Genomic DNA, 26,979 nt, shown 5'->3' with positions numbered 1-26,979 from the left:
CTGGTGACCTCAGGAATGGCTTCCTATAATGGCGGCGCAGCCGCATTGCCACACATCGTCTCCACACTGCTCCATACCTGCATGGATACCGTTTTTTCATGACGTTTCTCAGAACCTTGATTTTTTCCATCTTCTGGCTGCTGGTATCGCTCGCCGCCGCGACGGCGCTTGGCGTGGCGGGGGCCGCGCTGTACTTCGCACCAGGCCTGCCCGATGTCCGGCAACTGCAGGATTTCGAGCTGCACACGCCACTGCGCATCTTCACCCGCGATGGCAAGCTGATCGGCGAGTATGGCGACGAACGCCGGATGCCGGTCGACTTCGACGAGATTCCCGACCCCATGCTCCAGGCGTTGCTGTCCGCCGAGGACGCCGCCTTCTTCGACCACCGCGGCGTCGACCCACGCGGCCTGGCTCGCGCAGCGCTCGAACTTGCCTCGAGCGGAGGCGATATCCAGTCCGGCGGTTCCACCATCACCATGCAGGTGGCTCGCAACTACCTGCTCACGCTCGATCGCACCTTCACCCGCAAGATCCGTGAAATCCTCCTGGCACTGGAAATGGAACAGATACTCTCCAAGGAGGAGATACTCGAGCTCTACGTCAACAAGATCTTCCTGGGCAACCGGGCCTATGGCATCGCCGCCGCCGCCGAGATCTATTACAGCCGTCCGCTCGACGAACTGACGCTCGCCGAGACGGCCATGATCGCCGGTCTGCCCAAGGCCCCCTCCTCATTCAACCCGCTGGCCAACCCGGAACGCTCGCTGATCCGCCGCAACTGGATCCTGTTCCGCATGCGTGAACTCGGTCATATCGACCAGGACACCTACCAGGAGGCTGTCCAGGCGCCGATCACCGCCAGCCGATACGTGGCGCAAACCGAGGTGGAAGCCGACTATGTGGCCGAGATGGCCCGCCAGTTCGCGGTCGAGCGCTTTGGCGATGAGGCCTACACCGGTGGCTATCGCATTCACACCACCCTGGACAGCGACCTGCAGCCGTTTGCCCGCGAGGCACTGGCCAATGGCCTGATTGCCTACGACACTCGCCACGGCTGGCGTGGACCGGAGGAGCGCGACATCCCCCAGAGCCTCGTCGAGGCCCAGGATCGCACCGAGCGCCGCGGCCTCGAAGAGGAACTGGACGAATCCCCCGAAGTACTGGAAACCGCGCGCCAGGCGGCGGAGCGAAGCCAGAGTGAGGTCGAAGGGATAGAGGGCGATGTCAGCAACTGGCTGCAGGTGCTCGAGCGCACCCCCGGCTTCGGTCCACTGCAACCCGCCATCGTGGTGGAAAGCGAAGGGCGTGAAATGCGCGTGATGACACGTGGCGGAGAACTCTCGACCATTGCCTGGGACGGACTGAGCTGGGCCCGCGCCTACCGCAGCCCGCGCTCGCGCGGCGCCGAACCGAGTTCGGCCAGTGAGATCGCGAGTGCCGGCGACCTGGTTCGCGTACTCGAACGTGAAGATGACAGCCTGCGCCTTGCCCAACGCCCAGGCGCCGAAGGCTCGCTGGTGGTGATGCACCCCGACACGGGCGCCATCCTGGCGCTGCAGGGCGGATTCAGCTTCCAGGCCAGCAAGTTCAACCGCGCCGTTCAAGCCCAGCGCCAATCCGGCTCGATCTTCAAGCCATTCGTCTACCTGGCCGCGCTGGATAGCGGCATGATGACCGCGGCAAGCGTCGTCAACGACGCGCCGGTCGTGTTGCAGGATGGCAGCAGTGAACTGTGGCGCCCGGTCAACTCCAGCGGTGACTTCCTCGGCCCGACGCGCCTGCGTACCGCACTGGCCCGTTCGCGCAACCTGGTGACCATCCGCATCCTCCAGCAGGTGGGCCTCGATGCCACCATCGAGTTCCTCGAAGGCTTCGGCTTCAGCGAGAGCAGACTGCCTCGCGGGCTGTCTCTGGCACTTGGTAGCGCGAGCCTGACACCGCTCGAGATGACCAACGCCTATGCCGTGCTGGCCAATGGCGGCCATCAAGTCGCTCCTTGGTTCATCGAGCGTGTCACACGCGGCGATGACAGCACGGTCATTGAGGAAGCGTTACCCGCGGTTGCCTGCCAGACCTGCAGCGATGATCAGAACGAAGTGGAAATCGACGGACGCATGCATCCCGTGGCTCCCAGAGTCGCCGACCCGGTAGCCGTTTATATCCTGCGCGACATGCTGCGCGACGTGATCGAGTCCGGAACCGGTCGTGCGGCACTGGAGCTTGGCCGCAGCGACATCGTCGGCAAGACGGGCACCACCAACAACCAGCGCGACACCTGGTTTGCCGGATACAATAGCGAACTCGTCGCCACCGTCTGGGTAGGCAAGGACGACAACGATACCACCGCCGAGTATGGTGCCAGTGCAGCACTGCCTATCTGGATGGATTTCATGGGCAATGCACTGGAAGGCACCCCGGAAGCCATGCCTGAGCCCCCGCAAGAACTGATTACCGCCCAGGTCGACCCCGACAGTGGCCGCCGCCTGCCCGAGGGCCAGGGGGGCGGCATCAGCGAGATCTTCCACCCAGACTACTTGCCCGACGTCCAGACGCGTCGTGTCGACCGTGAGGTCGAGCGGCAAACGGGCTCGGAAGGCACCGGTGCCTTCGAGGCAATCTTCTAGTCGACGGTGGCCAGGACGACGCCGTCGTCCGGTACATCCAAACGCAGGAAGGCCGGCCCCAGAGGCCGGCCTTACCATTTCACACCGTGAGCAATACTCAGTCGCCGTAGACGTCGTCGATGCTCTTCAGCGGATAGTGCGAAGGATAGGGGCGGCGCGCCACACCGGAGTCCACCGCCGCCTGGGCAACCGCCGAGGTAATCCGCTCCAGCAGGCGCACGTCCACCGGTGTCGGAATGATGTATTCGCGCCCGAAGCTCATGCTCGGCATCTCGTAGGCATCCAGCACGACCTGAGGCACCGGCTCACGGGCCAGGTCCTTCAACGCATGCACCGCCGCTACCTTCATTTCCTCGTTGATCCGGGTGGCTCGCACATCGAGAGCACCACGGAAGATGAACGGGAAGCCCAGCACATTGTTGACCTGGTTGGGAAAATCGGAGCGACCGGTGGCCATGATCACATCGGGGCGCGCCTCGCGGGCGACGTCCGGATGAATCTCGGGGTCCGGGTTGGTGCAGGCGAAGACCACCGGGTTGGCCGCCATCTTGCGGATATGGTCGGCACTCATCAGCCCCGGGCCGGACAGCCCGATGAACACATCGGCGCCATCGATGGCATCATCCAGCGTGCGCTTGTCGGTGTCGACGGCAAACATCGCCTTGTATTGGTTGAGGTCCTCGCGGCCGGTGTGGATGACCCCCTTGCGGTCGAGCATCACCAGGTTGTCGGCACGCGCACCGCAGGAGACCAGCAGCTTCATGCAGGCAATGGCTGCCGCACCGGCGCCCAGACAAACGATCCTGGCGTCTTCCAGGCGCTTGCCGGCGATGTCCAGAGCATTCAACATGCCAGCGGCGGTCACGATGGCGGTACCATGCTGGTCATCGTGAAATACCGGGATGTTGCACTGCTCGATAAGCGCCTGTTCGATCTCGAAGCACTCGGGCGCCTTGATATCCTCGAGGTTGATGCCTCCCCAGGTATCGGCAATCCGCGCCACGGTGTCGATGAAGGCCTGCGGGCTCTCGGCGTTGACCTCGATGTCCACCGAGTTGATGCCGGCAAAGCACTTGAACAGGACACCCTTTCCTTCCATGACCGGTTTGCTGGCAAGCGCCCCCAGATTGCCAAGTCCCAGGATGGCGCTGCCATCGGAGATCACTGCCACCAGGTTGCCCTTGCCGGTATAGCGGTAGGCATTCTCTGGGTCGCGGGCGATCTCGCGAACCGGCTCCGCCACGCCCGGGCTGTAGGCCAGGGAGAGGTCTCGGGCAGTCGCGGTGGGCTTGGTGAGCTCCACCGACAACTTACCGGGAATGGGGTTCGCGTGATAATCAAGCGCCGCCTGTCTTGCATCCGTCATGCTGAGATTCCGGGTCAGTGTTTGGAGAGTACAAAGAGAATATAGAAAAACCTTCCACACCTCAACTGGATGAATTTTCCCGCCTTTTAGTCGCTTGTTTGACTCCGATCACCGGCATTTGTCGCAACTTATGGCTACTGCGCATAATCATAACGCTTTCCTTATCATTGGCTCATCGCTCAACTCGACCACAACTCGCCAATAAAAAAAGACCCGCCACGATGGGCGGGTCTCTTCGGGCGGTGATCACAAGGATCACGCGCCGGCGGTCGATGACATCTTGCGACGTCGATCAGCCCCGCTTGATCGCGGCACCGAAACGCTTGTTGAAGCGCTCGACGCGACCACCGGTGGTGGCCTGCTTCTGCTTGCCGGTATAGAAGGGGTGGCACTGCGAGCAGACGTCCAGCGAGAAATCGTGGCCTGACGTGGAACCGACCTCGAAGGTGGCGCCACAGGAGCAGGACGCATTGACCGTCTTGTAATCCGGGTGGATACCTTGTTTCATCTTGAGCCTCATGAAGCTGTATGCCGCCACCTGATCGTCTGCCAGGCACCGCATACGGGTTGTCTTGCGGTTGATGGCGCAAAGCCGATTGACCGTGTGTACGAACCGGTTTCCGCCCTGCCCGCGTTCGGCAGCCAGGGAGGCGCAACATTCTAGCAGAGCCGATGCCGGAGGCCAATTGCCAAACCCTCAAGCGTTACCCCCGCGTGTGCTGGCCATCGCCGTCCCATCGCCACTGCGTCGCCTGTTCGACTATCGCCCGTGTCGAGAGATGCCTGCCTGTGGCTGGCAACCCGGCCTGCGGGTACGCATCTCCTTCGGGCGCCGCCAGATCGTCGGTGTGGTGATCGAATGCCGCGACCAGAGCGAGTTGCCGCTGGCCGATCTCAAGCCCGTGGAAGCGTGCCTCGATAGCGCGCCGCTGCCTGCCGACTGGCTCTGGCTATGTCATTTCACGGCCCGCTACTACCAGCACCCCCTGGGTGACACCCTGCACCAGGCCTTGCCGGTGCTGCTGCGCCAGGGCAGGCCCCTGGAGGCGCGTATGCGCGAGCGCTGGCAGGCAAACTCGAACGCCCCCGACAATGATCCCCCCACGCTTGCCCGCGCGCACCGTCAGGCCGAATTGCTGACCATGTTGCGCCAGCACCCCCACGGCCTTGTCACCCAGGCGATCGTCGCTCAGTCATTTACTCGCGAACAGCTCAAGTCGTTGCTTGCCAAGGGGCTGGTGACGCGTCGCGAAGAGGCGCTGACCGCGCAGCCAAAAAGCGACAGCACCCACTTGCTTGCCGAGCCGCCGTTGCCGCTGACGAGCGAGCAGACCACGGTGCTTGCCGCGCTGCACGAAAAACTCGACCACTATCACCCTTGCCTGCTCGACGGCGTCACCGGCAGTGGCAAGACCGAAGTTTACCTGCAACTGATCGAGGCAGTGGTTCGGCGCGGCCGACAGGCGCTGGTACTGGTGCCGGAAATCGGCCTCACACCACAGACGCTTGCGCGTTTCCGCGCGCGCTTCCAGGTGCAGGTGGTCGCCCTGCATTCCGGGCTCACCGAGCATGAGCGTCTCGATGCCTGGGAAGCCGCCGCGAGTGGCCGGGCGCCAATCATCATCGGCACCCGCTCCGCCATTTTCACCCCCCTGGCCAGGCCCGGTGCGATCATCGTCGACGAGGAGCACGACGGCTCCTTCAAGCAACAGGATGGCCTGCGCTATCATGCCCGGGACCTGGCCGTGGCCCGCGCCCACAGGCATGGCATTCCGCTGGTGCTGGGCAGTGCCACCCCGTCGCTCGAGAGCCTCGCCCGCGCACGCAGTGGCGATTGGCGTCACCTCCAACTGACCCGGCGTGCCAGCCGCCACGCACCGGCCCTCCTGGAACTCGTCGATCTGCGCGGACGGCCCCGCCAGGGCGGGCTGATTCCGCCGGTGATCGATACCATTCGCGATACCCTGACGGCCGGCCACCAGGTACTGGTGTTCATCAACCGTCGCGGCTTCGCCCCCACGCTTGCCTGCCACGCCTGCGGGTGGCTTGCCGAGTGCGACCACTGCGACGCGCGCATGACCCTGCATCGCACGCCACCACTGCTGGCCTGCCACCACTGCGACCGCCGCCGCGCCCTGCCGGAGAGCTGTCCGGAGTGCGGCAGTATCGATCTGCGCCCCCTGGGCAGCGGTACCGAACGCACCGAAGAGACCCTCGCTGGTCTCTTCCCCAAGGTGCCGGTCCACCGTATCGATCGCGACAGCACACGCCGCCGCGATGCCCTCGAACAGGTTCTCGGCGAGGTCAAGCGCGGCGAGCCTTGCCTGCTGGTCGGCACCCAGATGCTCGCCAAGGGCCACCACCTGCCTCACGTGACGCTTGTCGTGGTGGTCAATGCCGATGCCGGCCTCTACGCCAGTGACTTCCGCGCGCTGGAACAGACCTCACAGTTGCTCGTGCAGGTGGCCGGTCGCGCCGGTCGCGCCGCCCACCCCGGGCGCGTGCTGGTACAGACACTGCACAGCGACGACCCGCACTTGCGCCTGCTGGCCGAACAGGGATATGCCGCACTGGCCACTCATTTGCTGGAAGAGCGGCGCGCCGCCGGGCTGCCACCGTTTCGCTTCATGGCGCTGTTGCGCCTGGAAAGCCCCAGGGAAGAACAGGTCAGCGAACTCGCCGCCCAGGCGGCCGACGCATTGCGCGAATGGCTGTCGACACGCAAGCTTGCCGTGGATTGCCTGGGGCCAGTGCCAGCCCCCATGGAACGCCGCCAGAACCGCTACCACCTGCAACTGATGCTGGCCAGCGACAAGCGCAGCCGTCTCCACGAGGCGGGCGCCTGGCTGACCGGCTGGCTCGCGGCGTCGCCCGACGCGCGCCGGGTTCGCTGGTCCCTCGATATCGACCCGCAGACGCTGAGCTGAGTCCACCCTTTAAAGCCGCGACGCAATTGCCGATAATGGTCAACCGCGCCTGATCCAGGCTCCGTTACATGCCCGCGCCGGGCCGAGCGACTCTTCATCGCCGGTTCATCGGCCGCTCGCGACCCAGCGCCAAAGGACATTACCGCTTCATGAAAGAGATCATCGTCACCCTGCTCGAAGGCGCTCTCGACAATCTCAAGCAGCAAGGTGTGCTGCCTGTCGACCTGTCGCCCGCCATCAAGGTCGACCCGGCCCGCGACAAGGCCCATGGCGACTACGCCACCAACCTGGCGTTGATGCTGGCCAAGCCCGCCGGCAAGAAACCCCGTGAACTCGCCGAGGCGCTGGTCGAGGCGCTGCCGGAAAGCGATGCCGTCAGCCAGGTGGAGATCGCCGGCCCAGGTTTCATCAACTTCTTCGCCGCCACCGATGCCGCCGCCCAGGTAGTGCGCCAGGTCCTCGATTCAGGCGACACCTTCGGGCGCAGCCTCTCGGGACACGGCCACAAGGTGCAGGTGGAATTCGTCTCGGCCAATCCCACCGGCCCGCTGCATGTCGGTCATGGCCGTGGCGCGGCGATCGGCGACTGCATCTGCCGCCTGCTCGAGGCCGTGGGCTACGACGTCACCCGCGAGTTCTACTACAACGATGCCGGCGCCCAGATCGCCAACCTGGCGCTCTCGGTGCAGGCGCGGGTCAAGGACATCGACCCCGACGACGACGCCTGGCCGGCGGACGGCTACCGCGGCGGCTACATCATCGACGTCGCCAACGCCTACCTGGCCGGCGAGACCGTGCATGCCGATGACCGCCATGTCACCGCCAAGGCCGACCCCGACGACCTCGATGCCATACGCGACTTCGCCGTGGCCTACCTGCGCCGCGAGCAGGATCTCGACCTGCGAGCCTTCGGCGTCGAGTTCGATGTCTATTTCCTGGAGTCATCGCTTTATCAGAATGGCAAGGTCGAGGCCACCGTCGAGCAACTGATCAAGGGCGGCCACACCTACGAGCAGGAGGGCGCCCTGTGGCTGCGCACCACCGATTTCGGTGACGACAAGGACCGGGTGATGCGCAAGACCGACGGCCACTACACCTACTTCCTGCCCGATGTCGCCTACCACCATGACAAGTGGCAGCGTGGTTTCACCACGGTGATCAATGAACAGGGCGCCGACCATCACTCCACGGTGACCCGCGTACGCGCTGGCCTGCAGGCGCTGGAAGTCGGCATTCCCCAGGGCTGGCCCGATTACGTGCTGCACCAGATGGTGATGGTGACGCGCTCCGGGGTCGAGGTGAAACTCTCCAAGCGCGCCGGCAGCTACGTCACCGTGCGAGACCTGATCGACGAAGTGGGCCGGGATGCCACCCGCTTCTTCCTCGCCGCCCGTCGCGCCGACTCCCAGTTGACCTTCGATATCGACCTGGCGCGCTCGCAATCCAACGACAACCCGGTTTACTACGTGCAGTACGCCCATGCGCGAGTGTGCAGTGTCGCGCGCAAGGCCCAGAGCGATGGCAAGCCCTTCGATCACACGCTCGGCATGGCCAACCTGGCTCTGCTCGAGGAGGATCAGGAAAAGGCGCTGCTCAATCGCCTGGCACGCTACCCCGAAGCGGTCGCCCACGCCGCCTTGAACCGCGAACCGCAACAGATCGCCCAATACCTGCTTGATCTGGCCGCGGACTTCCACACCTGTTATAACGCGGTGAAAGTGATGGTCGATGATGACGCGCTGCGCAACGCACGTCTCGCCCTTGGCCTCGCCACCCGCCAAGTATTGCGTAACGGCCTTGACCTGATGGGCGTGAGCGCTCCCGAGGAGATGTAACGCATGGCTAGCCGCCAGACCCCAGGGAAACGGGGCGCCACCACCAGCAAGCGTCGCCCGGCAGCGCCCAAGGCACGCCGTGGAATTCCCGGCTGGCTGTGGGGCATCACGGGGGTGATCGCCGGTTTTCTGCTGTCCCAGCACCAGATGGGCGTCGCGCCCTGGCAGGTAGAGGACTCTCCGCTGGCCACCGTGCTGCCGCGCTCGGCACCGCCCAGCGAGGAAACCGGTCAGGAATCGACCGCACCGCCGGCGCAAGACGAGCCGCGCATGCCAACCTTCGAGTTCTACACCCTGCTGCCGGAATCGGAGGTCATCGCCCCACGCGGTGAACTCCCCGCCTCCACCGCCACTCCGCCTCCACGTCTGGAAGAGCCGGAATCAGCGGCGTCGCAGGAGTCGCAAGCGTCTTCCTCCACACCGGCGAGCGACGACCCGATCGCCCAGGTGATCGCCGCCAACCTCACCCCCGAGGAGCAACAACCAAGCGAAGAGCCGGCGCCTGCCGCGGCCAGCGGTAGCCGCTACATGCTCCAGGCGGCCTCCTTCCGCGAACCCGGTGATGCCGAGCAGTTGCGCGGACGACTGCGTGACTTCGGGTTGCTGGCCCAGGTCAGCGAGGTCAAGGCCTCCGGCGGCCAAACCTGGCATCGCGTTCAGGTCGGCCCCTACGCCGACAGCCGCGAGCTGAACCGGGCCCAGGACCTGATGGTGACCCAGGGCATCGAACCGCTGTTGATTCGCCTGCAGAACTGAGCAGGACGACCTGGCTGTGCCTGCGGTTGAATTCCAGGCGCACCGCCCATACGTCCCTTGAAAGCTCATTGTTGATCAACCACTCACGGCGCTCGTCCACCTTGGGCGCCGAAAGTCATCGGGAGTCACCTACTCCCACAAGGAGTCCCCTCCATGACCACGATCGTTTCCGTGCGCCGCGATGACCAGGTCGCCCTGGCCGGTGATGGCCAGGTGTCGCTGGGCAACACCGTGATGAAGGGCAACGCCAGCAAGGTACGCCGCCTCTACCGTGGCGAGGTGCTGGCTGGCTTCGCCGGCGGTACCGCCGATGCCTTCACGCTGTTCGAGCGCTTCGAGGCACAGCTGGAGAAGTACCAGGGCAATCTGGTCAAGGCCGCCGTGGAGCTGGCCAAGGACTGGCGCACCGACCGCGCCCTGCGCCGCCTGGAGGCATTGCTGGCGGTCGCCAACAAGGATGCCTCGCTGATCATCACCGGCAACGGCGATGTGGTGGAACCCGAGCGCGGTATCATCGCCATCGGCTCCGGTGGCAACTTCGCGTTGTCCGCCGCCCGTGCACTGCTCGAGAACACCGACCTCTCGGCCCGCGAGATCACCGAGAAATCCCTCGAGATCGCCGGTGATATCTGTGTGTTCACCAATCATCACATCACCCTTGAAGAGCTGCCAGCCAAGGCACGCTAAGGCCGAACCCATGACCCAGATGACCCCCCGCGAGATCGTCCACGCCCTGGACCAGTTCATCATCGGCCAGCAGGACGCCAAGCGCGCCGTGGCCATTGCCCTGCGCAACCGCTGGCGGCGCATGCAGCTCGAAGGTGACCTGCGCCAGGAAGTCACCCCCAAGAACATCCTGATGATCGGCCCCACCGGGGTGGGCAAGACCGAGATCGCCCGCCGCCTGGCCAAGCTTGCCCGGGCCCCCTTCATCAAGGTCGAGGCCACCAAGTTCACCGAGGTGGGCTATGTGGGTCGCGACGTGGAATCGATCATCCGCGACCTCACCGAATCGGCCATCAAGCTGGTGCGCGAACAGGCCAAGGAAGAGGTCGGCCACCGCGCCGAGGACGCCGCCGAGGATCGTATTCTCGATGCCCTACTGCCCCCGCCGCGCGGCCAGGAAGACGAGCCGCGCGCCGAGAGCGGCACCCGCCAGGTATTCCGCAAGAAACTCCGCGAAGGCCAGCTCGATGACAAGGAGATCGACGTCGAGGTCTCCCAGCAGGGGCCGAACATCGACATCATGACCCCACCGGGCATGGAAGAGATGACCCAGCAACTCTCGAGCCTGTTCTCCGGCATGGGCAAGCAGAAGACCGAGACCCGCCGTGTGCAGGTCAAGGACGCCTTCGCCCTGCTGCGCGACGAGGAAGCCGCCAAGCTGGTCAACGAGGAGGATATCAAGCATCGCGCCATCGAGGCGGTGGAGCAGAACGGGATCGTGTTCCTCGACGAGATCGACAAGGTCGCCAAGGGCAGTGGCCAGTCCAGCGGTGGCGAGGTCTCCCGCGAGGGCGTGCAGCGCGACCTGCTGCCGCTGATCGAGGGCTCCACGGTGTCCACCAAGTACGGCATGGTCAAGACCGACCACATCCTGTTCATCGCCTCCGGCGCTTTCCACCTGTCGCGCCCTTCGGACCTGATTCCCGAATTGCAGGGCCGCCTGCCCATCCGGGTCGAGCTCAATGCCCTGACACCGGATGACTTCAAGCGCATCCTCACCGAACCCTCAGCCGCGCTGACCAAGCAGTATCAAGCGCTGCTGGCCACCGAAGGCCTCGATATCTCGTTCACCGAAGACGGCATCGAGCGCATCGCCGAGATCGCCTGGCGGGTCAACGAAGGCACCGAGAACATCGGCGCCCGCCGCCTGCACACGGTGATGGAACGCCTGCTTGAAGAAGCCTCCTTCAGTGGCAGCGACATCGGCAGCCCGCTTTCCATCGATGCCGCCTATGTCGACTCGCAACTGGGGGAGCTGGCCATGGACGAGGATCTATCGCGGTATATTCTCTAACCAAACGGCACGCCGCAGGGTAATTTACGTCTCTGCGGTCGCCACGCGGCGCCGGGGACAGGCCGTAGCGGAGGTCCAATGCCAGGGATGGCATTGGTAGCGCCCAGGGAGGGGTTCACAGCGCCTCCGAGAAGGCCTGTCGCCGGATCAGCCGCGTTCCCTGACACGCCAGATGCGGACATTAACCATGACAGCCCCGATCCCGACCCGCGTGCACTACCACAAGACGCCCCGTGAGCTGGAGCTCACCTACCCGGGCGGCGAGAGCCATCGGCTTGCCGTGGAGTACCTGCGCGTCTACTCACCCTCCGCCGAGGTGCGGGGGCATGGCCACGACACCGCCACGCTGCAGGTCGGCAAGCAGTATGTCGGGCTTGCCAATATCACCCAGGCAGGCCGCTATGCCCTCAAGCTGCACTTCGACGATGGCCATGACAGCGGGTTGTTCAGTTGGGACTACCTGTGGTGGCTGATCGAGAATCGCGAAGCCAACTGGGCCGATTACCTCAAGCGCCTGGAAGAGGCCGGCGCATCCCGCGAGCCCTTGAGCATCGAGATCAAGCAGCTCTAGCCCCGCGAGCGTCAAGACAAGCCACCGCCGAGAAGGCTACAATAGCGCGCATTCAAAGGCCGCCGGCCTTGCCCACCGAAGCGACTCGGGAGCCCCGCACCATGGACAAGCGCACCACCCACTTCGGTTACCAGGAAGTGCCGGTCGAGGAAAAGGCCTCCCGCGTGGCCGATGTCTTCCACTCGGTGGCCACCAGCTACGACGTCATGAATGACCTGATGTCGTTTGGCATCCATCGCCTGTGGAAGCGCCTGACCATCGAGCGGGCCGGGGTGCGCCCAGGCCATAGCGTGCTCGATATTGCCGGGGGCACCGGTGACCTGACCTTGAAATTCTCGCGCCTGGTGGGCCCGCGCGGCCGCGTAGTGCTCGCCGACATCAACCAGTCGATGCTGAGCGTGGGTCGCGACAAGCTGCTCGACAACGGTGTTGGCGGTAACGTCGAATACGTGCAGGCCAACGCCGAGTGCCTGCCTTTCCCCGACAACACCTTCGACTGCATCACCATTGCCTTCGGGTTGCGCAATGTCACCGACAAGGATGCCGCGCTGCGCTCCATGGCGCGGGTACTCAAGCCGGGGGGCCGGCTGCTGGTGCTGGAGTTCTCCAAGCCGCCCAACGCCCTGCTGTCGAAGGCCTACGACGAATACTCCTTCCGGCTGCTGCCGCGCATCGGGGAGCTCGTCGCCCGCGATGGCGACAGCTATCGCTATCTCGCCGAATCGATCCGCATGCATCCCGATCAGCGGACCCTCAAGGAGATGATGGAAACCGCCGGGCTCGAGCGTGTCGAGTACACCAATCTCACCGGGGGCATCGTCGCCCTGCACCGCGGCATCAAGTTGTAATGCTGTTGCTGGCGCTCATCGAACGCACGCTGGAAAGCCTGCTCGCCCGCGACCCGGCTGCGCCGGCGCGGCTTTCCCGCCTCGCCGGCCAACGTATCCTGGTGCGTCTCGAACGGCCCGAGCTTTGCCTTGCCGTGCACTTCCACGCCCAAGGCATGAACCTGTCCCGCCCGCACGCCCCCCGCGAGGAAGATGCCGACGCCGTGGTGGAGCTTGATGCCGAGACGCTGGGCGAGCTGCTTGGCGGGGCCTCCATCGAACGCCTGCTGTTTCAGAGCAAGCTTGCGGTGCGCGGTCGTACCCACCTGCTGGAAGAAGCGCGAGACCTGCTGCTCGACCTCGATATCGACTGGGAAGGCGAGCTGGCCACCTGGCTTGGCCAGGCGCCGGCCCACAGCCTGGCCGAAGGCCTGCGCAGCCTGGGACGCTTTGGCCTGCGCACCCGCGACGAGCTTTGCGCGGATGTCTCCGAATACGTCTTCGAGGAGGCCCGGCTGCTGCCCGGCCGCCACCAGCTCGAGATCCTGCGTGACCACCTCACCGAACTGGAAGTGTCGGCCGACCGCCTGGAAGCACGCCTGCAGCGACTGCGCCGCCAATTGGGCGAGTCGCATGGAGAGCACGCATGATCCTGCGTCTGGTACGCATCTTCTGGGTGATCACACGCTACCGGCTGGATACCCTGCTACCGCTGGAGCGCCTTCCCTGGGCCCTGCGCACCTTGTTCAAGCTGTCACCGCTGCGCCTGGTACCGATCGGCGAGCGCTCGCGTGCCGAGCGGCTACGCCTGGCCCTGGAGTCGCTGGGGCCGATCTTCGTCAAGTTCGGCCAGGTGCTATCCACCCGTCGCGACCTGTTGCCGGAAGACATCGCTGACGAACTCAGGCGACTGCAGGACCAGGTGCCGCCCTTCCCCGACGATGAAGCGCGTGCGGTGGTGGAGGAGGAGCTCGGCATGTCGGTGGAGCTGGCCTTCGCGCGCTTCGATGCCGCCCCACTGGCCTCTGCTTCGATTGCCCAGGTGCATGCCGCGCGGCTGCATAGCGGCGAAGACGTGGTGGTCAAGATCATTCGTCCCGACATCGAGCGGGTGATGCGCCAGGATATGGCATTGATGTACCGCTTCGCCCAATTCCTGAGATGGGTGCCCGAGGCACGTCGACTCAGGCCGGTGGAAGTAGTCCGTGACTACGAGGCGACACTGTTCGACGAACTCGACCTGCACAAGGAAGCCGCCAACACCTCCCAGCTCAAGCGCAACTTCAAGGGCTCGCCACTGCTCTACGTGCCGGCCATCCACTGGCCACTGACTCGCCAGCGGGTGATGGTGCAAGAGCGTATTCACGGCGTGCCGGTGGCGGACACGAAAATGCTGGTCGAGCGCGGCACCGACCTCAAGAAACTCGCCGAACGCGGCGTGGAGATCTTCTTCACCCAGGTGTTTCGTGACAACTTCTTCCATGCCGACATGCACCCCGGCAACATCTTCGTCGACTGCGACGACCCCGCCGATCCCCAGTACATCGCCATCGACTGCGGTATCGTCGGCAGCCTGACCCGCGAGGACCAGGATTACCTGGCGCGCAATCTGCTGGCGTTCTTCCATCAGGATTATTATGAAGTCGCCGCCCTGCACATCGAATCCGGCTGGGTGAGCGAAAACACCCGGGCCAACGAGTTCGCCGCGGCGATCCGCACGGTATGCGAGCCGATTCTCGAAAAACCCCTAAAAGACATCTCCTTCGGCCAGGTGTTGCTGGGGCTGTTCCAGACCGCCCGGCGCTTCGACATGGAGGTGCAACCACAACTGGTGCTGTTGCAGAAGACCCTGCTCAACATCGAAGGCCTGGGGCGCCAGCTCTATCCGGACCTCGACCTGTGGCAAACCGCCAAGCCCTTCCTGGAGCGCTGGATGAAGGAACGCGCCGGCGTCAGCGGATTCTGGGAGTCCCTCAAACGCCAGGCCCCAGAGTTGACCCGCCAGTTGCCGGAGCTGCCGGTGCTTGCCCACCGCGCGCTCTCCCACGCCGAACACGACCAGCGCCAACACCGTCGCCAGGCCGATGCGGTCACCGGCATCCACCACAAGCTAAGCCAGCTGGGGCGTCGCGGTCGCCGGCTGCGGCTCGGTTTGCTGCTGATCGGTGCGGCACTGGCATGGCAACCCTTGACCCAATGGGCCGCCGGACAACCCTGGCCGGCACTGGCTGCCGCCGCCATCGGCGTGTTATTGCTGGCCTGGCACTGACCCTCATGCCTCATCACTGCAATGGAACCGACTCTCATGAGTGATATTCTCGACAGCTTGAACGATGTCCTGGTGCAGCGTCGACATGCTCCCCCCGAGGATTCCTACGTTGCCTCCTTGCATCACAAGGGGCTGAACAAGATACTCGAGAAAGTGGGCGAGGAAGCGACCGAAACGGTGCTTGCAGCCAAGGATGCCGAACACGGCGATGAATCCAGACGACAAGCGTTGATCGCTGAAACGGCGGACCTGTGGTTTCATAGCCTGGTGATGCTGTCGCACCTCGATCTCGATCATCGCGATGTGCTGGACGAACTGGCCCGGCGCTTCGGTATCTCGGGTCACGACGAGAAAGCGGCGCGGGAACGCCGGACTTGAAGAAATGCCGCACGAATCGACGAGCGGAGCGAAGCACAAGGCGCACGGAGCACAGGAACCGGAGCCTATGGGGTATAGGTGAGGATTCCGAGCACCGCGCAACGCAGTGATTTGCCCGCGCAGGCATTCGTGCGGTGTTTCTCTAATTGATCGCCCCGGGGCGGGGCATGTCTCAGAGGAAATTCCTATGTTAGGTGGTATCAGTATCTGGCAGCTGCTGATCGTGCTCGGCATCATCATCCTGATCTTCGGCACCAAGAAGCTTCGCAATGTCGGCACCGACCTGGGTGGCGCCGTGAAAGGCTTCAAGAAAGCCATGCACGACGAGGAAAAGGGTGATGGAGAAAAGGCAGACGCCGACAATCCTCAGGCCCAGGTCAGCCATGAGGAGGACGTCAATACTTATGATGTCAAGTCCGAGCGCAAGCCCGAGGAACAGGAAGAGCGCAAGTAACCCGCCATGTTCGATATCGGCTTTCTCGAACTGCTGATCATTGGCGTGGTCGGCCTGCTGGTGCTCGGGCCCGAGCGTCTGCCCAAGGCAGCACGCACCACTGGCCTGTGGATCGGCAAGATCAAACGCTCTGTCTCCGGCATGCAGCGCGAAATCAGCGCGCAGCTCGAAGCGGAAGAATTGCGCCAGAAACTCAACGAGCAGCAGAAGAAACTCGACGAGAGTGTCAATCAGGTCAAGCGTGGCGTGGAAGGCATCGCCGACTCGGCACCCGACAAGCCAGCGGGTAAACAAGCCGAGTCCCAGGACACCGATGCACCGACCACGCCCGAACAGCGCCTGGATGACGCCCTGGCCAATGCGCGCCTGGAAAGCCAGGGCGATGCCCGCGCCGAGACCTCTTCCGCCGACAAGGACGCCTCTTCCCGATGAGTATGCCTGTTGAACCGAAGGAACCGCCGCAGGCCCCATTGATCGAGCACCTGATCGAGTTGCGTACACGCTTGCTACGCGCGGTCGTGTCGGTACTGGTGATATTTCTTGGCCTGTATGCCTTCGCCAACGACATTTACACCTTCGTGGCCCAGCCACTGATGGCGCTGCTACCTGAAGGGTCGCAGATGATCGCCACCGAAGTGGCCTCGCCATTCCTTGCGCCCTTCAAGCTGACCCTGGTGGTAGCGGTGTTCGCCGCCATCCCCTATGTGCTCCATCAGGCGTGGGCGTTCGTCGCTCCTGGGCTCTACGACAACGAAAAGGCCCTGGCGCTGCCGATACTGGGCTCCAGCATACTGCTGTTCTACGCTGGCGCGGCCTTCGCCTACTACGTGGTCTTCCCGTTGTTGTTCCAGTTCTTCACCCAGACCGGGCCGGAGAACGTGACGGTGATGACCGACATCAACGCCTACCTGAATTTCGTGCTCAAGCTGTTCTTCGCCTTCGGCGTGGCCTTCGAGATACCCATCGCCACCTTCCTGCTGATCCTGTCGGGCGCCACCACGGTCGAGAGCCTGTCGAAGAAACGCCCCTACATCATCCTTGGCTGCTTCGTGATCGGCATGCTGCTGACCCCGCCGGATGTGGTGTCGCAGAGCCTGCTGGCGGTGCCGATGTACCTGCTCTACGAAGTCGGGCTACTGTTCGGCCGACTGGTGCGGCGCAAGCAGCGTGACGAAGAGGGCGAGCCGTGAGCCACAAGCCACGATAATACCGCCGACCACACAAGTGACGGCGGTTTTTCTTACAGCTTACAGCTCTTAACTTACCGCTCCCGGCGCAGCCGGGTCACAGATCCATCATCTCATCGATACGGTCGACCAGCTTGAAGATGCCAGTGGCCGCCTCGCTGATGCGGGTTGCCAGCATATAGGCCGGTGTGGTCACCACCCGGTTCTCGAAATCCACCACGATATCCTCGACACTACAGCTGCGGTGCAGACCGCCCATGGCGCTGATGGCTCCGGCGACACTCGGGTCATGGCCAATGGTCACGGCAATGCCATCGCCAAGCAGGCGCGGTACCATCACCGGGGCAATGCACATCAAGCCGATCGGCCGACGCTCCTCGCGGAACTCGGCCAGTTTCTCGGCGAGCTCCTCCAGAACGGTCAGATTGGCCCCCGCGTCAGCGAAATCCGAAAGGTTCTTGGCGGCGCCGAATCCTCCCGGCAGGATCACTGCATCGAAATCCTCGGCCTCAAGCTCCGACAGTGGCGCAATGTCGCCGCGTGCCAGGCGTGCCGACTCCACCAGCACGTTGCGCACTTCACCCTCAGCGACCTCACCGGTGCGGTGGTCGATCACGTGGTGTTGCTCGATATCCGGCGCAAAGCAGTGATACCCGATTCCCAACTGGTCCAGCCGCAGCAGGGTCAGGGTGGCCTCGTAGATCTCGGAGCCGTCCTGGACTCCGCAGCCCGAAAGAATGACCGCCACCTGTTTGCTCATGCCTACTCTCCTTGAAGGGATTCGCCTGCTCGCGCAGGACCCACGAACCGAATCCCACACTTTAGAGAGTCGTCCCCGCCGCCACAAGGCGCGACCTTGCCGGATCACGACAACGGCTTTCCGGGCGGACGGTCGCTGATATACTCAGGAGCAAGCGACTCACTTTGTCACGATGATGTCATCTTTGCCCGCCACAATCACCGATGGCGGTGCCAAATGCCGGAGACCCCCTTGAGCTTCATGACCACACGCCAGTTCCCCGCGACCCGCATGCGCCGCATGCGTCGCAACGACTTCTCGCGCCGGCTGATGCGTGAGCACACCCTGACCGCCGCCGACCTGATCTGGCCGGTGTTCGTGCTGGAAGGAGAAGAGCAGCGCGAAGCCGTGCCCTCGATGCCAGGGGTGGAGAGGCTCTCCATCGACCTGCTGATCGATGAAGCCCGTGAGGCCTTTGACTTGGGTATTCCCGCCCTGGCGCTGTTTCCGGTAGTCGGCCAGGCGCAAAAGAGTAAACTTGCCGAGGAAGCCTACAGCGCCTCGGGACTGGTGCAACGTTCAGTGCGCGCCCTAAAGGAGGCGATCCCGGAGCTTGGCATCATCACCGATGTAGCGCTCGACCCCTACACCAGCCACGGCCAGGACGGCATCCTCGACGAACATGGCTATGTGCAGAATGACCGCACCGTCGAGACGCTGCTCAAGCAGGCGCTCTCCCACGCCGAAGCCGGTGCCGACGTGGTCGCGCCCTCGGACATGATGGATGGTCGAATCGGCGAAATTCGCCGGGTGCTCGAACAGGAGCACCTCGTCAATACCCGCATCATGGCCTACAGCGCCAAATATGCATCGCGCTATTACGGGCCGTTCCGGGATGCGGTGGGCTCGGCGGCCAACCTGGGCCGCGCCGACAAGAGCACCTACCAGATGGACCCCGGCAACGGCGAGGAAGCCTTGCACGAGGTGGCACTGGATCTCGCCGAGGGTGCCGACATGGTGATGATCAAGCCTGGCATGCCTTACCTGGACGTGGTTCGCCGGGTCAAGGACGAACTCAAGGTGCCGACCTTCGCCTACCAGGTCAGTGGCGAATACGCCATGCACATGGCTGCCTTCGAGAACGGCTGGCTAGAGGCCGACAGCGTGATACTCGAATCCCTGTTGTGCTTCAAGCGTGCGGGGGCCGACGGCATCCTGACCTATTTCGCCAAGCGCGCAGCTCGGCTGCTCGCGCAGTGACGGAGGGGGCTGCGTTCCCTTCCACCATTCGAGAGAGAGACCATGGAAGATCGCAGTCCCGAATCATCCGCTCGCCTGGAGAGCGCCTCGGCCGCCGCCGGGGTGAGTGACGACACGCACAACGACCCCCCGGTGCCACGACTGAACCAGACGCGCACCGGCATCAAGCCCAAGCCACTGCCCGAAGCCGAGGCGGACCTGGGCGACCCGAGCCTGTACTTCAACCGCGAACTCTCTCATCTACAGTTCAACATCCGCGTGCTCGAACAGGCGCTCGATGAGGCCCACCCGCTGCTCAACCGGTTGATGTTCCTGTTGATATTCTCGTCGAACATGGATGAGTTCTTCGAGATCCGCGTCGCCGGCCTCAAGCATCAGATCGCCCTGGGTGACGATACCACCGGCTCCGATGGCCGCTCGCCACGCTCGGTGCTCACCGAGATCTCCCAACTGGCCCACGAACAGATCGAGCGCCAGTACCGCATCCTCAACGATACCCTGCTGCCCGCCCTGCAGGCCCAGGGGCTGCGATTCCGCCGGCGCAGCGACTGGAACGATGCCCAAAGCGCCTGGGTGCGCGACTACTTCGAGCGCGAGATCATGCCAGTGATCAGCCCGATAGGGCTAGACCCTTCGCACCCCTTTCCGCGCCTGGTCAACAAGAGCCTCAATTTCATCGTCGAGCTGGAGGGCAAGGATGCCTTCGGACGCGAGGGTGGCCTTGCCATCCTGCCGGCACCACGCTCATTGCCGCGGGTCATCGCCCTGCCTCGCGAGCTGTGCGCCAAGGGCTTCGATGAATACGTGTTCCTCTCCTCGATGATCCACGCGCATGCCGAAGAGGTGTTTCCCGGCATGGCCGTGCGCGGCTGCTACCAGTTTCGCCTGACCCGCAACGCAGACATGACCGTCGACCCCGAAGAGGTGTCCGATCTGGCCTCGGCGCTGCGTGGTGAGCTCCTGGCGCGACGCTACGGCAGCGGCGTGCGCCTGGAGGTGGTGGATACCTGCCCCGAGGAGCTATCGAGCTTCCTGATGCGTGAATTCGCGCTGGAAGAGAACGACCTGTACCGCGTCAATGGCCCGGTCAACCTGACGCGCATGATGTCGGTACTCGGCGCTGTGGAGCGACCGGAGCTGTGCTACCGCCCCTTCACACCGGGGCTGCCAAAGTCATTGAAGAAGGGAGTCAGTCTGTTCGACGCCATCGCCGGCAGCGACATCCTGCTGCACCACCCCTTCCAGTCGTTCTCGCCGGTGGAAGATCTGCTCTCGGAGGCTGCCCGCGACCCGGATGTGCTGGCCATCAAGCAGACCCTCTACCGCACCGGTGCCGACTCGCCGATCGTCAACTCGCTGGTGGAAGCGGCACGCGGTGGAAAGGAAGTCACGGTGGTGATCGAGTTGCGCGCCCGCTTCGACGAGGCAGATAACCTGGCGCTGGCTTCACGGCTTCAGGAGGCCGGGGCTATCGTCATCTACGGGGTGATGGCCTACAAGACCCACGCCAAGATGATGCACATGGTGCGTCGCGAGAAAGGCAAGCTGCGCCACTACGTGCACCTGGGCACCGGCAACTACCATTCGAAGACCGCCAAGCTGTACACCGACTACAGCCTGCTGACTGCCGACCCGACGCTCTGCGAAGACGTGCACCAGGTGTTCCAGCAACTCTCCGGCATGGGCCGCGCGCGACACATCGAGACCCTGTTGCATGCCCCCTTCACCCTGCATGAACGCATGGTGGGGATGATCGACCGGGAAGCCGCGATGGCAAGCAAGGGCAAACGCGCGCACCTGATCATCAAGTGCAATTCGCTGACCGAACCCAAGCTGATCCAGGCGCTTTACCGCGCGTCCCAGGCCGGTGTGGAGTGCGACCTGATCATCCGCGGCATGTGCTGCCTGAGGCCGGGGCTGCCGGGGGTGTCGGAAAACATCCGCGTGCGTTCGATCATCGGCCGCTTCCTCGAACATACCCGGGTGTTCTATTTCCAGAATGGCGGCAAGCCGGAGGTCTGGGCGTCGAGCGCCGACTTCATGAACCGCAACATGTTCCACCGGGTGGAGACCTGCTTCCCGATACTCGACCGCAAGCTTGCCGCGCGGGTGCGCAAGGATCTCGAAACCTACCTGGTCGACAATTGCCAAAGCTGGCAACTGCAGGCAGACGGCACCTATGTTCAGCAGTCGGCGGGGGGGGCGGCGCCAATCAGCGCCCAGGAAACCCTGCTTTACGCTTACGCCGCCAAGTCTTAGGGCCAGCGGCTGATAGCGAGGCAACCCACCGCTCAGCCGCGCTTGAAGGCGCTCAGGTCATCAGGGTCGAAGCCCTCCACCCGCTCGTCGAGCCCATGCGCCTGGCGAGCCAGCCTGACCGTCTCGCGCTCGGCGATCAGCTCGGCATCGTCATCCAGGGTGCGGCCGTTGAGTTCGGCGAGTTGCGCCATGCCCTGGTGATAGAACGCCATGACATCGAGCGCAGTGACGTTTTCCTCGCCCATGCCACGGCGCAGCGCCGGCAGGTAGGCGCTGACCCGCGAAAGGTGATGCTTGAGCTGCCAGACATAGCGCATCTCGCCCATCCAGGGCCGCTCGCGCAGTACCGCGAACACCAGGCTGGTGGCCACGAGCCCCAGTACCACGCCCAGCACGTTGAACCAGAAGCCGCCGCCAAAGGCCAGCGCCAGCAGCTGCGAGAACACCAGGGCGAAGACGATCAACTGCCCCGCCATGGCCAGGCTGATGAACCTGGCCTTGCGGCGATAGGTCTCGGGGTCGTGGTGCTCGAAGGTGAACCGCATGGTCGCTCTCCTGGGTGACGGGCAAAGCCGCGATTATCGCGGGATTGCCGGCCAGGGTACAGTTCAGCTCAGGCGCAGTCGCCGGGCAGTGTCGAGCAGCAGGTGCTCGGTGGTTTCCCAGCCAATGCAGGCGTCGGTTACCGAGACCCCATGGCGAAGCTTGCCGGGGTTCAGGGGCTGCTTGCCCTCGTGCAGGTGGCTCTCGAGCATCAGGCCGCACAGTGCCCGCTCTCCCGCTAGCCGTTGGGCCACCACATCGAGCAGCACCTCGCTCTGGCGGCGGTGGTCCTTGCGCGCGTTGGCGTGGCTGCAATCCACCATTATCCGGGGCAAGAGGCCAGCATTTTCCAGCCCTCGCCGCGCCGCCGCGACATGAGACGCCTGGTAGTTGGGCTCGCCATGGCCGCCACGCAGCACCAGGTGCGTATGCGCATTGCCGGCGGTCTCACGCACTTCCGGTTGACCGTCCAGGGCGACCGCGAAGTGCTGATGCGGGTGCGCTGCAGCGCGCATGGCATCCAGTGCCACGCCGATATCGCCGCTGGTGGCATTCTTGAAGCCGACCGCCGCCGCAAGACCACTGGCCAGCTCGCGGTGAAGCTGGGATTCGGTGGTGCGTGCGCCTATCGCCACCCAGGCGAGCAGGTCGTCGAGGTAAGGCGCCAGCATCGGCTGCAACAGCTCGGTGGCGACCGGCAGGCCGAGTTCAGCGACCTCACGCATCACTCGGCGCGATATCGCCAGGCCTTGCGCCATATCCCCACTGCCATCCAGTGCCGGGTCATAGGCCAGTCCCTTCCAGCCCACGGTGGTACGCGGCTTCTCCACGTAAACCCGCATCACCAGCAGCAGCCGGTCGGAGACCTTGTCCGCCAATTCGGCCAGGCGCCGAGCATAGTCCAGCGCCTCGCCAGGGTCGTGAATCGAACACGGGCCGACCACTACCAGCAGACGGTCGTCACGGCCCGCGAGGATATCGCGGATGGCCTGGCGCTGGGCATCGATGCGGCGTGCCAGCCCAGGAGATACGGGCTGCGCATGGCGCAATTCACCGGGTGTCGGCAAGGCCCGCGTTGTCGCGGCATCCTCCTTCTTTGCGGTAGCGGTCTGGGAGGGGGTGGCAAGTGGCGCATTCATGGCATTCAGGTCCTTGTCGAGATGATGCGAGGAGTGGGTGGGTGTCTGGAGGATGTCAATGTCAGGTGGCCTAAAACGCAAAACCCCCGGGCGGGGTTGCCGTCCGGGGGTTCAGGGGAAGGCAACCCTTGATGGGTGTGCCTTGCTCCATGTCTATCGTGTCAGTTCAGGGGTTGCGGGTCTGGTTCGCTGAACGGGGACAAGGGCGCCGGCACACCGGTGATAAACCAGTAGCCAAACCAATAGCCACGTCCCATGGAATCCGTTGAAACAACGACCCGCGCAAGAGCCACCATGATCGCCGCGCCGCGCGACACGCCAGCCGCTACGCACGCACCAATGGCGGCGTCTGGCAAGGCGTTGGAAGGCGCTGTCGGGATCATGCCGTTCTCCTGTTTTGAGCCTTCATCGTGCCGCATCGGCCTGGGCCTGGCAAGTACGCTCAGGCCGATTCAGCCGGCAAACAGCTGGAACCAGCCGATGGTCGCCGGCAGTGCGCTCATGCTCACCACTACGACCAGACCAATGATCACCGGCAGGATGCCGCTGTCATCGCTGAAGTTTTCATCATGTCCCGCCATGGGTCTCTCTCCTCGTATCGCGAAGTGTCGAGCACGTTCGCTCTGTCAACATTTCTCGATAAGCCAGGTTCAGTAAATCCTGCTCGGTAAACCCTGCTATCAGGGGTGCCGGGATCGACGTTTGATTCTAGCGAAGATGCCGACCGCCATCGACTGGCAGGATCACGCCGGTGACATAGCGGTTATCGAGCAGGTAGCGCAGGCTTTGATAGATCACCCCCGGGCCCGGCACCATCTGCATGGCCGACTTGGCTTTGGCCTTCTCGGCATAGGTCTCGTCGTCACCCTCACCCAGCATGATCAGTGCCGGTGCAATGGCGTTGACCTGGATCTCGGGTGCATACATCGCGGCGAACGACAGCGTCAGGTTGTCGAGCCCCGCCTTGGTGGCGGCATAGGCGGCGTGTTTCTTCGAGCCCTTGCGCACCACGTAGTCTGTCATGTGGATGATGTCGCGCTGCGGCTCGCTGCAGGCATCGAGCAGTTCACGACAGTGCAGATTGATCAGATAGGGAGCCTGCATGTGCACCCGAAACAGCCGCTCGAAGTTGGCGCCGGCATCATCTCCCATGGAATCCGGTGCCCAGTCGCTGGCGTTATGGACGATCGCGCGCAGCGAACGCGTTTCGGCCTTGAGCCGGGCGATGAAGTCGAGAATTCCCGCTTCACTGGAAAAATCGGCTTTGAGGGTGACAATGCCACGCTCGCGCAATGCATCGAGCTCCGGGCGTTCACGGCGATAGCTGATGATTACCGTGTGGTCATCATCGCGCAGCCGCTCGGCACAGTGGCGACCCAGGCGTTGCGCGCCACCGGTGATGAGAATCGGCGAAGCACTCATCCGCGGGATTTCCTGACCAGGCTGCCGGTGGTCGGGATCAATGGGTCGCGAGGCGCATAGGCGAACACGTCCGAGAAGGTGCGCGAGGCCGCAAGCCCGAGCGATGCCAGCACATCGACACAGGCGTACACCATGCCGGGGGAGCCCGACAGGTAGACATCGTGCGCCGAGACATCCTCGAGGCTTGCCGCCAGTGCCTGATCGATACGACCGAGATGGGCCTGCGTGCGCTCCCCGTCGACCCTCTCCCCAGGCTCTGGCGCCACCTCGGTGACCGCATGAAAGCGCAGGTTGGCGTGGCCTTCGGCCCACTCGCGGGCGAGGCGCTCGAGGTAGAGGTCACGGTGCTCACGGGCTGCCCACCACAGCTCGATTCGCCGCTCGGGGTCGGCATGCAGCGCGGCTTCGATGATCGCCTTCATCTGGGCGAAGCCGGTTCCCGCGGCGATCAACAACAGCGGGCGCGTGCTGTAAGGGTCCAACACGCAATCCCCACCCGGCAAACGCAGGGTCAGGCGGCTGGCTACCTGCACCAGCTCGCGAATCCGCGCCGAATTATCACGCTCGGGCCAGTGCTGGATATGCAGTTCGATCATACCGTCGTCGACATGCGCATTGGCGATCGAGAAAGGCACCCAGGTTGCCTCGTCGAGCTTGAGCTCCAGGTATTGGCCAGGCAAGTGGGCCACCGCCTCGCGGCGACCCTCCAACTGGACACGGAAGACGTCCGGCGAGAGATCCTCGACCTCGGTGACCTGGCAGGTCAAAGTCCTTGGCGTCATGAATGCCTCATGCAGTTATCGGGAATTCGGGTTGTCGGGGGGAAGGGTGATGCCCAGCTCGTCCCAGCGCTCGCCCACGCGAGCCTTGACGGTCTCGTCCATGACGATGGGCGTGCCCCACTCCCGGTCGGTTTCGCCGGGCCATTTGCTTGTGGCATCCAGGCCCATCTTGGAACCGAGGCCCGAGACCGGCGAGGCGAAATCCAGGTAATCGATCGGGGTATTCTCGACCAGCACGGTGTCGCGGGCGGGGTCCATGCGGGTGGTGATGGCCCAGATCACGTCCTTCCAGTCGCGAGCGCTGACATCGTCATCGAGCACCACCACGAACTTGGTGTACATGAATTGGCGCAGGAAACTCCACACTCCCATCATCACCCGCTTGGCGTGGCCAGGATACTGCTTCTTCATGGTCACCACCGCCATCCGGTAGGAGCAACCCTCGGGTGGCAGGTAGAAGTCGACGATCTCGGGAAACTGGCGACGCAGGATCGGCACGAACACCTCGTTGAGCGCCAAGCCGAGGATCGCCGGCTCGTCGGGCGGCCGACCGGTGTAGGTGGAGTGATAGATGGCATCGCGACGCATGGTCATGCGCGTGACCGTGAACACCGGGAAGTGATCCACCTCGTTGTAATAACCGGTGTGGTCACCGTAGGGGCCTTCCGGCGCGGTGTCGTCGGGGTAGATGAACCCCTCGAGGATGATCTCGGCGGAAGCCGGCACCTCCAGGTCGGCATGGCCGCACTTGACCAGCTCGGTGCGCGAGCCACGCAGCAGCCCGGCAAAGGCGTACTCGGAAAGGCTATCCGGCACGGGGGTCACGGCACCCAGAATGGTGGCCGGATCGGCACCCAATGCCACCGCCACCGGGAAGGGTTCGCCGGGGTGGGCCTTCTGGAATTCCTGGAAGTCCAGGGCACCGCCGCGGTGCGACAGCCAACGCATGATCAAGCGGTTGCGCCCGAGTTTCTGCTGGCGGTAGATCCCCAGGTTCTGGCGCTTCTTGTGGGGGCCACGGGTGATCACCAGCGGCCAGGTGACCAGCGGGGCGGCATCGCCGGGCCAGCAGTGCTGGATCGGCAGGCGGTCCAGATCGACCTCGTCGCCATCGTAGACCATCTCCTGCACGGGGGCGGAGCGAACCGTCTTCGGCCCCATGCTCATCACCTGCTTGAAGATCGGCAGCTTGTCCCAGGCATCGCGGAAGCCCTTGGGCGGTTCCGGCTCCTTGAGAAACGCCAGCAGCTCGCCGACCTCGCGCAGCGCCTCGACGGACTCCTGCCCCATGCCCATGGCCACCCGCTTCGGCGTGCCGAACAGATTGCCGAGCAGCGGCATGGCATGGCCCTTGACGTTCTCGAACAGCAACGCCGGCCCACCGGCCCGCAGGGTGCGGTCGCAGATCTCGGTGATCTCGAGATAGGGGTCGACCTCGGCGCTCACGCGGGTGAGCTCCCCCTGGGCCTCCAGCGCCGCGATGAAATCACGCAGGTCCTTGTACTTCATTCGGACGATCCCGTTTCCAGAATGACGAAAGGGGCAGCATAACATGCCGCCCCTCTCCTTCCCGCTCGTCCTTTGCCCGCGGCTGTTCCGGCGACAGGCTTCTGCGGGG

At 64.1% G+C, this 26,979-nt stretch carries 26 protein-coding genes; 16 read left to right on the top strand and 10 right to left on the bottom strand.

The window, feature by feature from the left end; genetic code table 11:
- The first annotated feature begins 98 nt into the window (after window positions 1-98).
- Window positions 99-2,627: a penicillin-binding protein 1A gene (locus tag C6V82_RS14780; protein WP_102587979.1), complete on the top strand. Its 2,529-nt coding sequence runs from the start codon at window positions 99-101 to the stop codon at window positions 2,625-2,627.
- A 97-nt stretch (window positions 2,628-2,724) separates the two neighbouring features.
- Here C6V82_RS14780 and C6V82_RS14775 read toward each other — a convergent pair whose 3' ends face one another.
- Together C6V82_RS14775 and rpmE are read right to left on the bottom strand one after the other, a co-directional pair.
- Window positions 2,725-3,993 (bottom strand): malic enzyme-like NAD(P)-binding protein, encoded by a 1,269-nt coding sequence (locus C6V82_RS14775; protein ID WP_102587980.1) that lies wholly within the window; start codon window positions 3,991-3,993, stop codon window positions 2,725-2,727.
- A gap of 292 nt (window positions 3,994-4,285) precedes the next feature.
- The gene (gene rpmE, locus C6V82_RS14770) at window positions 4,286-4,501 is read right to left on the bottom strand and encodes a 50S ribosomal protein L31 (RefSeq protein WP_102588080.1); all 216 of its coding nucleotides are present in this window, start codon (window positions 4,499-4,501) and stop codon (window positions 4,286-4,288) included.
- 178 nt (window positions 4,502-4,679) lie between these two features.
- Between rpmE and C6V82_RS14765 the strand changes: the two genes are divergently transcribed.
- The 13 genes from C6V82_RS14765 (at window position 4,680) to tatC (ending at window position 17,220) form a co-directional block, all read left to right on the top strand.
- The gene (locus tag C6V82_RS14765; protein ID WP_229843213.1) at window positions 4,680-6,920 is read left to right on the top strand and encodes a primosomal protein N'; all 2,241 of its coding nucleotides are present in this window, start codon (window positions 4,680-4,682) and stop codon (window positions 6,918-6,920) included.
- A 149-nt stretch (window positions 6,921-7,069) separates the two neighbouring features.
- Window positions 7,070-8,755, top strand: a complete 1,686-nt coding sequence (gene argS, locus C6V82_RS14760; RefSeq protein ID WP_102587982.1) for an arginine--tRNA ligase — start codon at window positions 7,070-7,072, stop codon at window positions 8,753-8,755.
- A gap of 3 nt (window positions 8,756-8,758) precedes the next feature.
- Window positions 8,759-9,511, top strand: a complete 753-nt coding sequence (locus tag C6V82_RS14755) for an SPOR domain-containing protein (protein WP_102587983.1) — start codon at window positions 8,759-8,761, stop codon at window positions 9,509-9,511.
- 153 nt (window positions 9,512-9,664) lie between these two features.
- On the top strand, window positions 9,665-10,198 hold the full coding sequence (gene hslV / locus C6V82_RS14750; protein ID WP_102587984.1) for an ATP-dependent protease subunit HslV: 534 nt from the start codon (window positions 9,665-9,667) through the stop codon (window positions 10,196-10,198).
- A gap of 10 nt (window positions 10,199-10,208) precedes the next feature.
- On the top strand, window positions 10,209-11,531 hold the full coding sequence (gene hslU / locus C6V82_RS14745; protein WP_102587985.1) for an ATP-dependent protease ATPase subunit HslU: 1,323 nt from the start codon (window positions 10,209-10,211) through the stop codon (window positions 11,529-11,531).
- Window positions 11,532-11,718: 187 nt separating this feature from the next.
- Window positions 11,719-12,102: a gamma-butyrobetaine hydroxylase family protein gene (locus C6V82_RS14740; RefSeq protein WP_102587986.1), complete on the top strand. Its 384-nt coding sequence runs from the start codon at window positions 11,719-11,721 to the stop codon at window positions 12,100-12,102.
- 101 nt (window positions 12,103-12,203) lie between these two features.
- Window positions 12,204-12,950: a bifunctional demethylmenaquinone methyltransferase/2-methoxy-6-polyprenyl-1,4-benzoquinol methylase UbiE gene (ubiE, locus tag C6V82_RS14735; RefSeq protein WP_102587987.1), complete on the top strand. Its 747-nt coding sequence runs from the start codon at window positions 12,204-12,206 to the stop codon at window positions 12,948-12,950.
- On the top strand, window positions 12,950-13,579 hold the full coding sequence (locus C6V82_RS14730) for a ubiquinone biosynthesis accessory factor UbiJ (RefSeq protein ID WP_102587988.1): 630 nt from the start codon (window positions 12,950-12,952) through the stop codon (window positions 13,577-13,579). Before ubiE ends, C6V82_RS14730 begins: the two co-directional genes overlap by 1 nt.
- Window positions 13,576-15,198, top strand: a complete 1,623-nt coding sequence (gene ubiB / locus C6V82_RS14725) for a ubiquinone biosynthesis regulatory protein kinase UbiB (protein WP_102587989.1) — start codon at window positions 13,576-13,578, stop codon at window positions 15,196-15,198. The genes C6V82_RS14730 and ubiB overlap by 4 nt, the downstream gene beginning before the upstream one ends.
- A gap of 36 nt (window positions 15,199-15,234) precedes the next feature.
- The gene (locus C6V82_RS14720) at window positions 15,235-15,576 is read left to right on the top strand and encodes a phosphoribosyl-ATP diphosphatase (RefSeq protein WP_102587990.1); all 342 of its coding nucleotides are present in this window, start codon (window positions 15,235-15,237) and stop codon (window positions 15,574-15,576) included.
- A gap of 187 nt (window positions 15,577-15,763) precedes the next feature.
- Window positions 15,764-16,030 carry a Sec-independent protein translocase subunit TatA gene (tatA, locus tag C6V82_RS14715; protein WP_102587991.1) on the top strand — a complete coding sequence of 89 codons (267 nt, stop codon included), beginning with the start codon at window positions 15,764-15,766 and terminating at the stop codon, window positions 16,028-16,030.
- Window positions 16,031-16,036: 6 nt separating this feature from the next.
- Window positions 16,037-16,462: a Sec-independent protein translocase protein TatB gene (gene tatB / locus C6V82_RS14710; RefSeq protein WP_102587992.1), complete on the top strand. Its 426-nt coding sequence runs from the start codon at window positions 16,037-16,039 to the stop codon at window positions 16,460-16,462.
- Window positions 16,459-17,220, top strand: a complete 762-nt coding sequence (tatC, locus tag C6V82_RS14705; protein ID WP_102587993.1) for a twin-arginine translocase subunit TatC — start codon at window positions 16,459-16,461, stop codon at window positions 17,218-17,220. Before tatB ends, tatC begins: the two co-directional genes overlap by 4 nt.
- 94 nt (window positions 17,221-17,314) lie before the next feature.
- On the opposite strand, the gene elbB is transcribed toward tatC, so the two are convergent.
- The gene (gene elbB / locus C6V82_RS14700; RefSeq protein WP_102587994.1) at window positions 17,315-17,977 is read right to left on the bottom strand and encodes an isoprenoid biosynthesis glyoxalase ElbB; all 663 of its coding nucleotides are present in this window, start codon (window positions 17,975-17,977) and stop codon (window positions 17,315-17,317) included.
- Between the two features lie 240 nt (window positions 17,978-18,217).
- Here elbB and hemB point away from each other — a divergent pair, with 240 nt between their 5' ends.
- Both hemB and ppk1 read left to right on the top strand, forming a co-directional pair.
- Complete coding sequence (gene hemB, locus C6V82_RS14695; protein WP_373297638.1) at window positions 18,218-19,216, top strand: porphobilinogen synthase; 999 nt, start codon at window positions 18,218-18,220, stop codon at window positions 19,214-19,216.
- Window positions 19,217-19,258: 42 nt separating this feature from the next.
- Complete coding sequence (gene ppk1 / locus C6V82_RS14690) at window positions 19,259-21,475, top strand: polyphosphate kinase 1 (RefSeq protein ID WP_102587996.1); 2,217 nt, start codon at window positions 19,259-19,261, stop codon at window positions 21,473-21,475.
- Window positions 21,476-21,507: 32 nt separating this feature from the next.
- On the opposite strand, the gene C6V82_RS14685 is transcribed toward ppk1, so the two are convergent.
- The 7 genes from C6V82_RS14685 to ubiD all read right to left on the bottom strand — a co-directional run bounded on the left by C6V82_RS14685 (window position 21,508) and on the right by ubiD (window position 26,870).
- On the bottom strand, window positions 21,508-22,020 hold the full coding sequence (locus C6V82_RS14685; protein WP_102587997.1) for a DUF3087 family protein: 513 nt from the start codon (window positions 22,018-22,020) through the stop codon (window positions 21,508-21,510).
- A 63-nt stretch (window positions 22,021-22,083) separates the two neighbouring features.
- Window positions 22,084-23,157, bottom strand: a complete 1,074-nt coding sequence (locus tag C6V82_RS14680) for a 3-deoxy-7-phosphoheptulonate synthase (protein WP_102587998.1) — start codon at window positions 23,155-23,157, stop codon at window positions 22,084-22,086.
- Window positions 23,158-23,318: 161 nt separating this feature from the next.
- The gene (locus C6V82_RS14675; protein WP_102587999.1) at window positions 23,319-23,540 is read right to left on the bottom strand and encodes a hypothetical protein; all 222 of its coding nucleotides are present in this window, start codon (window positions 23,538-23,540) and stop codon (window positions 23,319-23,321) included.
- A gap of 69 nt (window positions 23,541-23,609) precedes the next feature.
- Entirely contained in the window at window positions 23,610-23,738 is a 129-nt protein-coding gene (locus C6V82_RS18375) for a hypothetical protein (protein ID WP_268248471.1), read from the bottom strand.
- Window positions 23,739-23,865: 127 nt separating this feature from the next.
- Window positions 23,866-24,579, bottom strand: coding sequence for a dihydromonapterin reductase (folM, locus tag C6V82_RS14670; RefSeq protein ID WP_102588000.1), 714 nt, complete (start codon window positions 24,577-24,579; stop codon window positions 23,866-23,868).
- Complete coding sequence (locus tag C6V82_RS14665) at window positions 24,576-25,361, bottom strand: NAD(P)H-flavin reductase (protein ID WP_102588001.1); 786 nt, start codon at window positions 25,359-25,361, stop codon at window positions 24,576-24,578. The genes folM and C6V82_RS14665 overlap by 4 nt, the downstream gene beginning before the upstream one ends.
- A 15-nt stretch (window positions 25,362-25,376) precedes the next feature.
- Window positions 25,377-26,870, bottom strand: coding sequence for a 4-hydroxy-3-polyprenylbenzoate decarboxylase (ubiD, locus tag C6V82_RS14660; RefSeq protein WP_102588002.1), 1,494 nt, complete (start codon window positions 26,868-26,870; stop codon window positions 25,377-25,379).
- Window positions 26,871-26,979 lie beyond the last annotated feature (109 nt).

The organism is Halomonas urumqiensis, assembly GCF_003028575.1.
GTDB lineage: Bacteria > Pseudomonadota > Gammaproteobacteria > Pseudomonadales > Halomonadaceae > Halomonas > Halomonas urumqiensis.
Note: the sequence above shows the minus strand (reverse complement) of the source record. Positions and strands in the feature narration are given on the sequence as shown.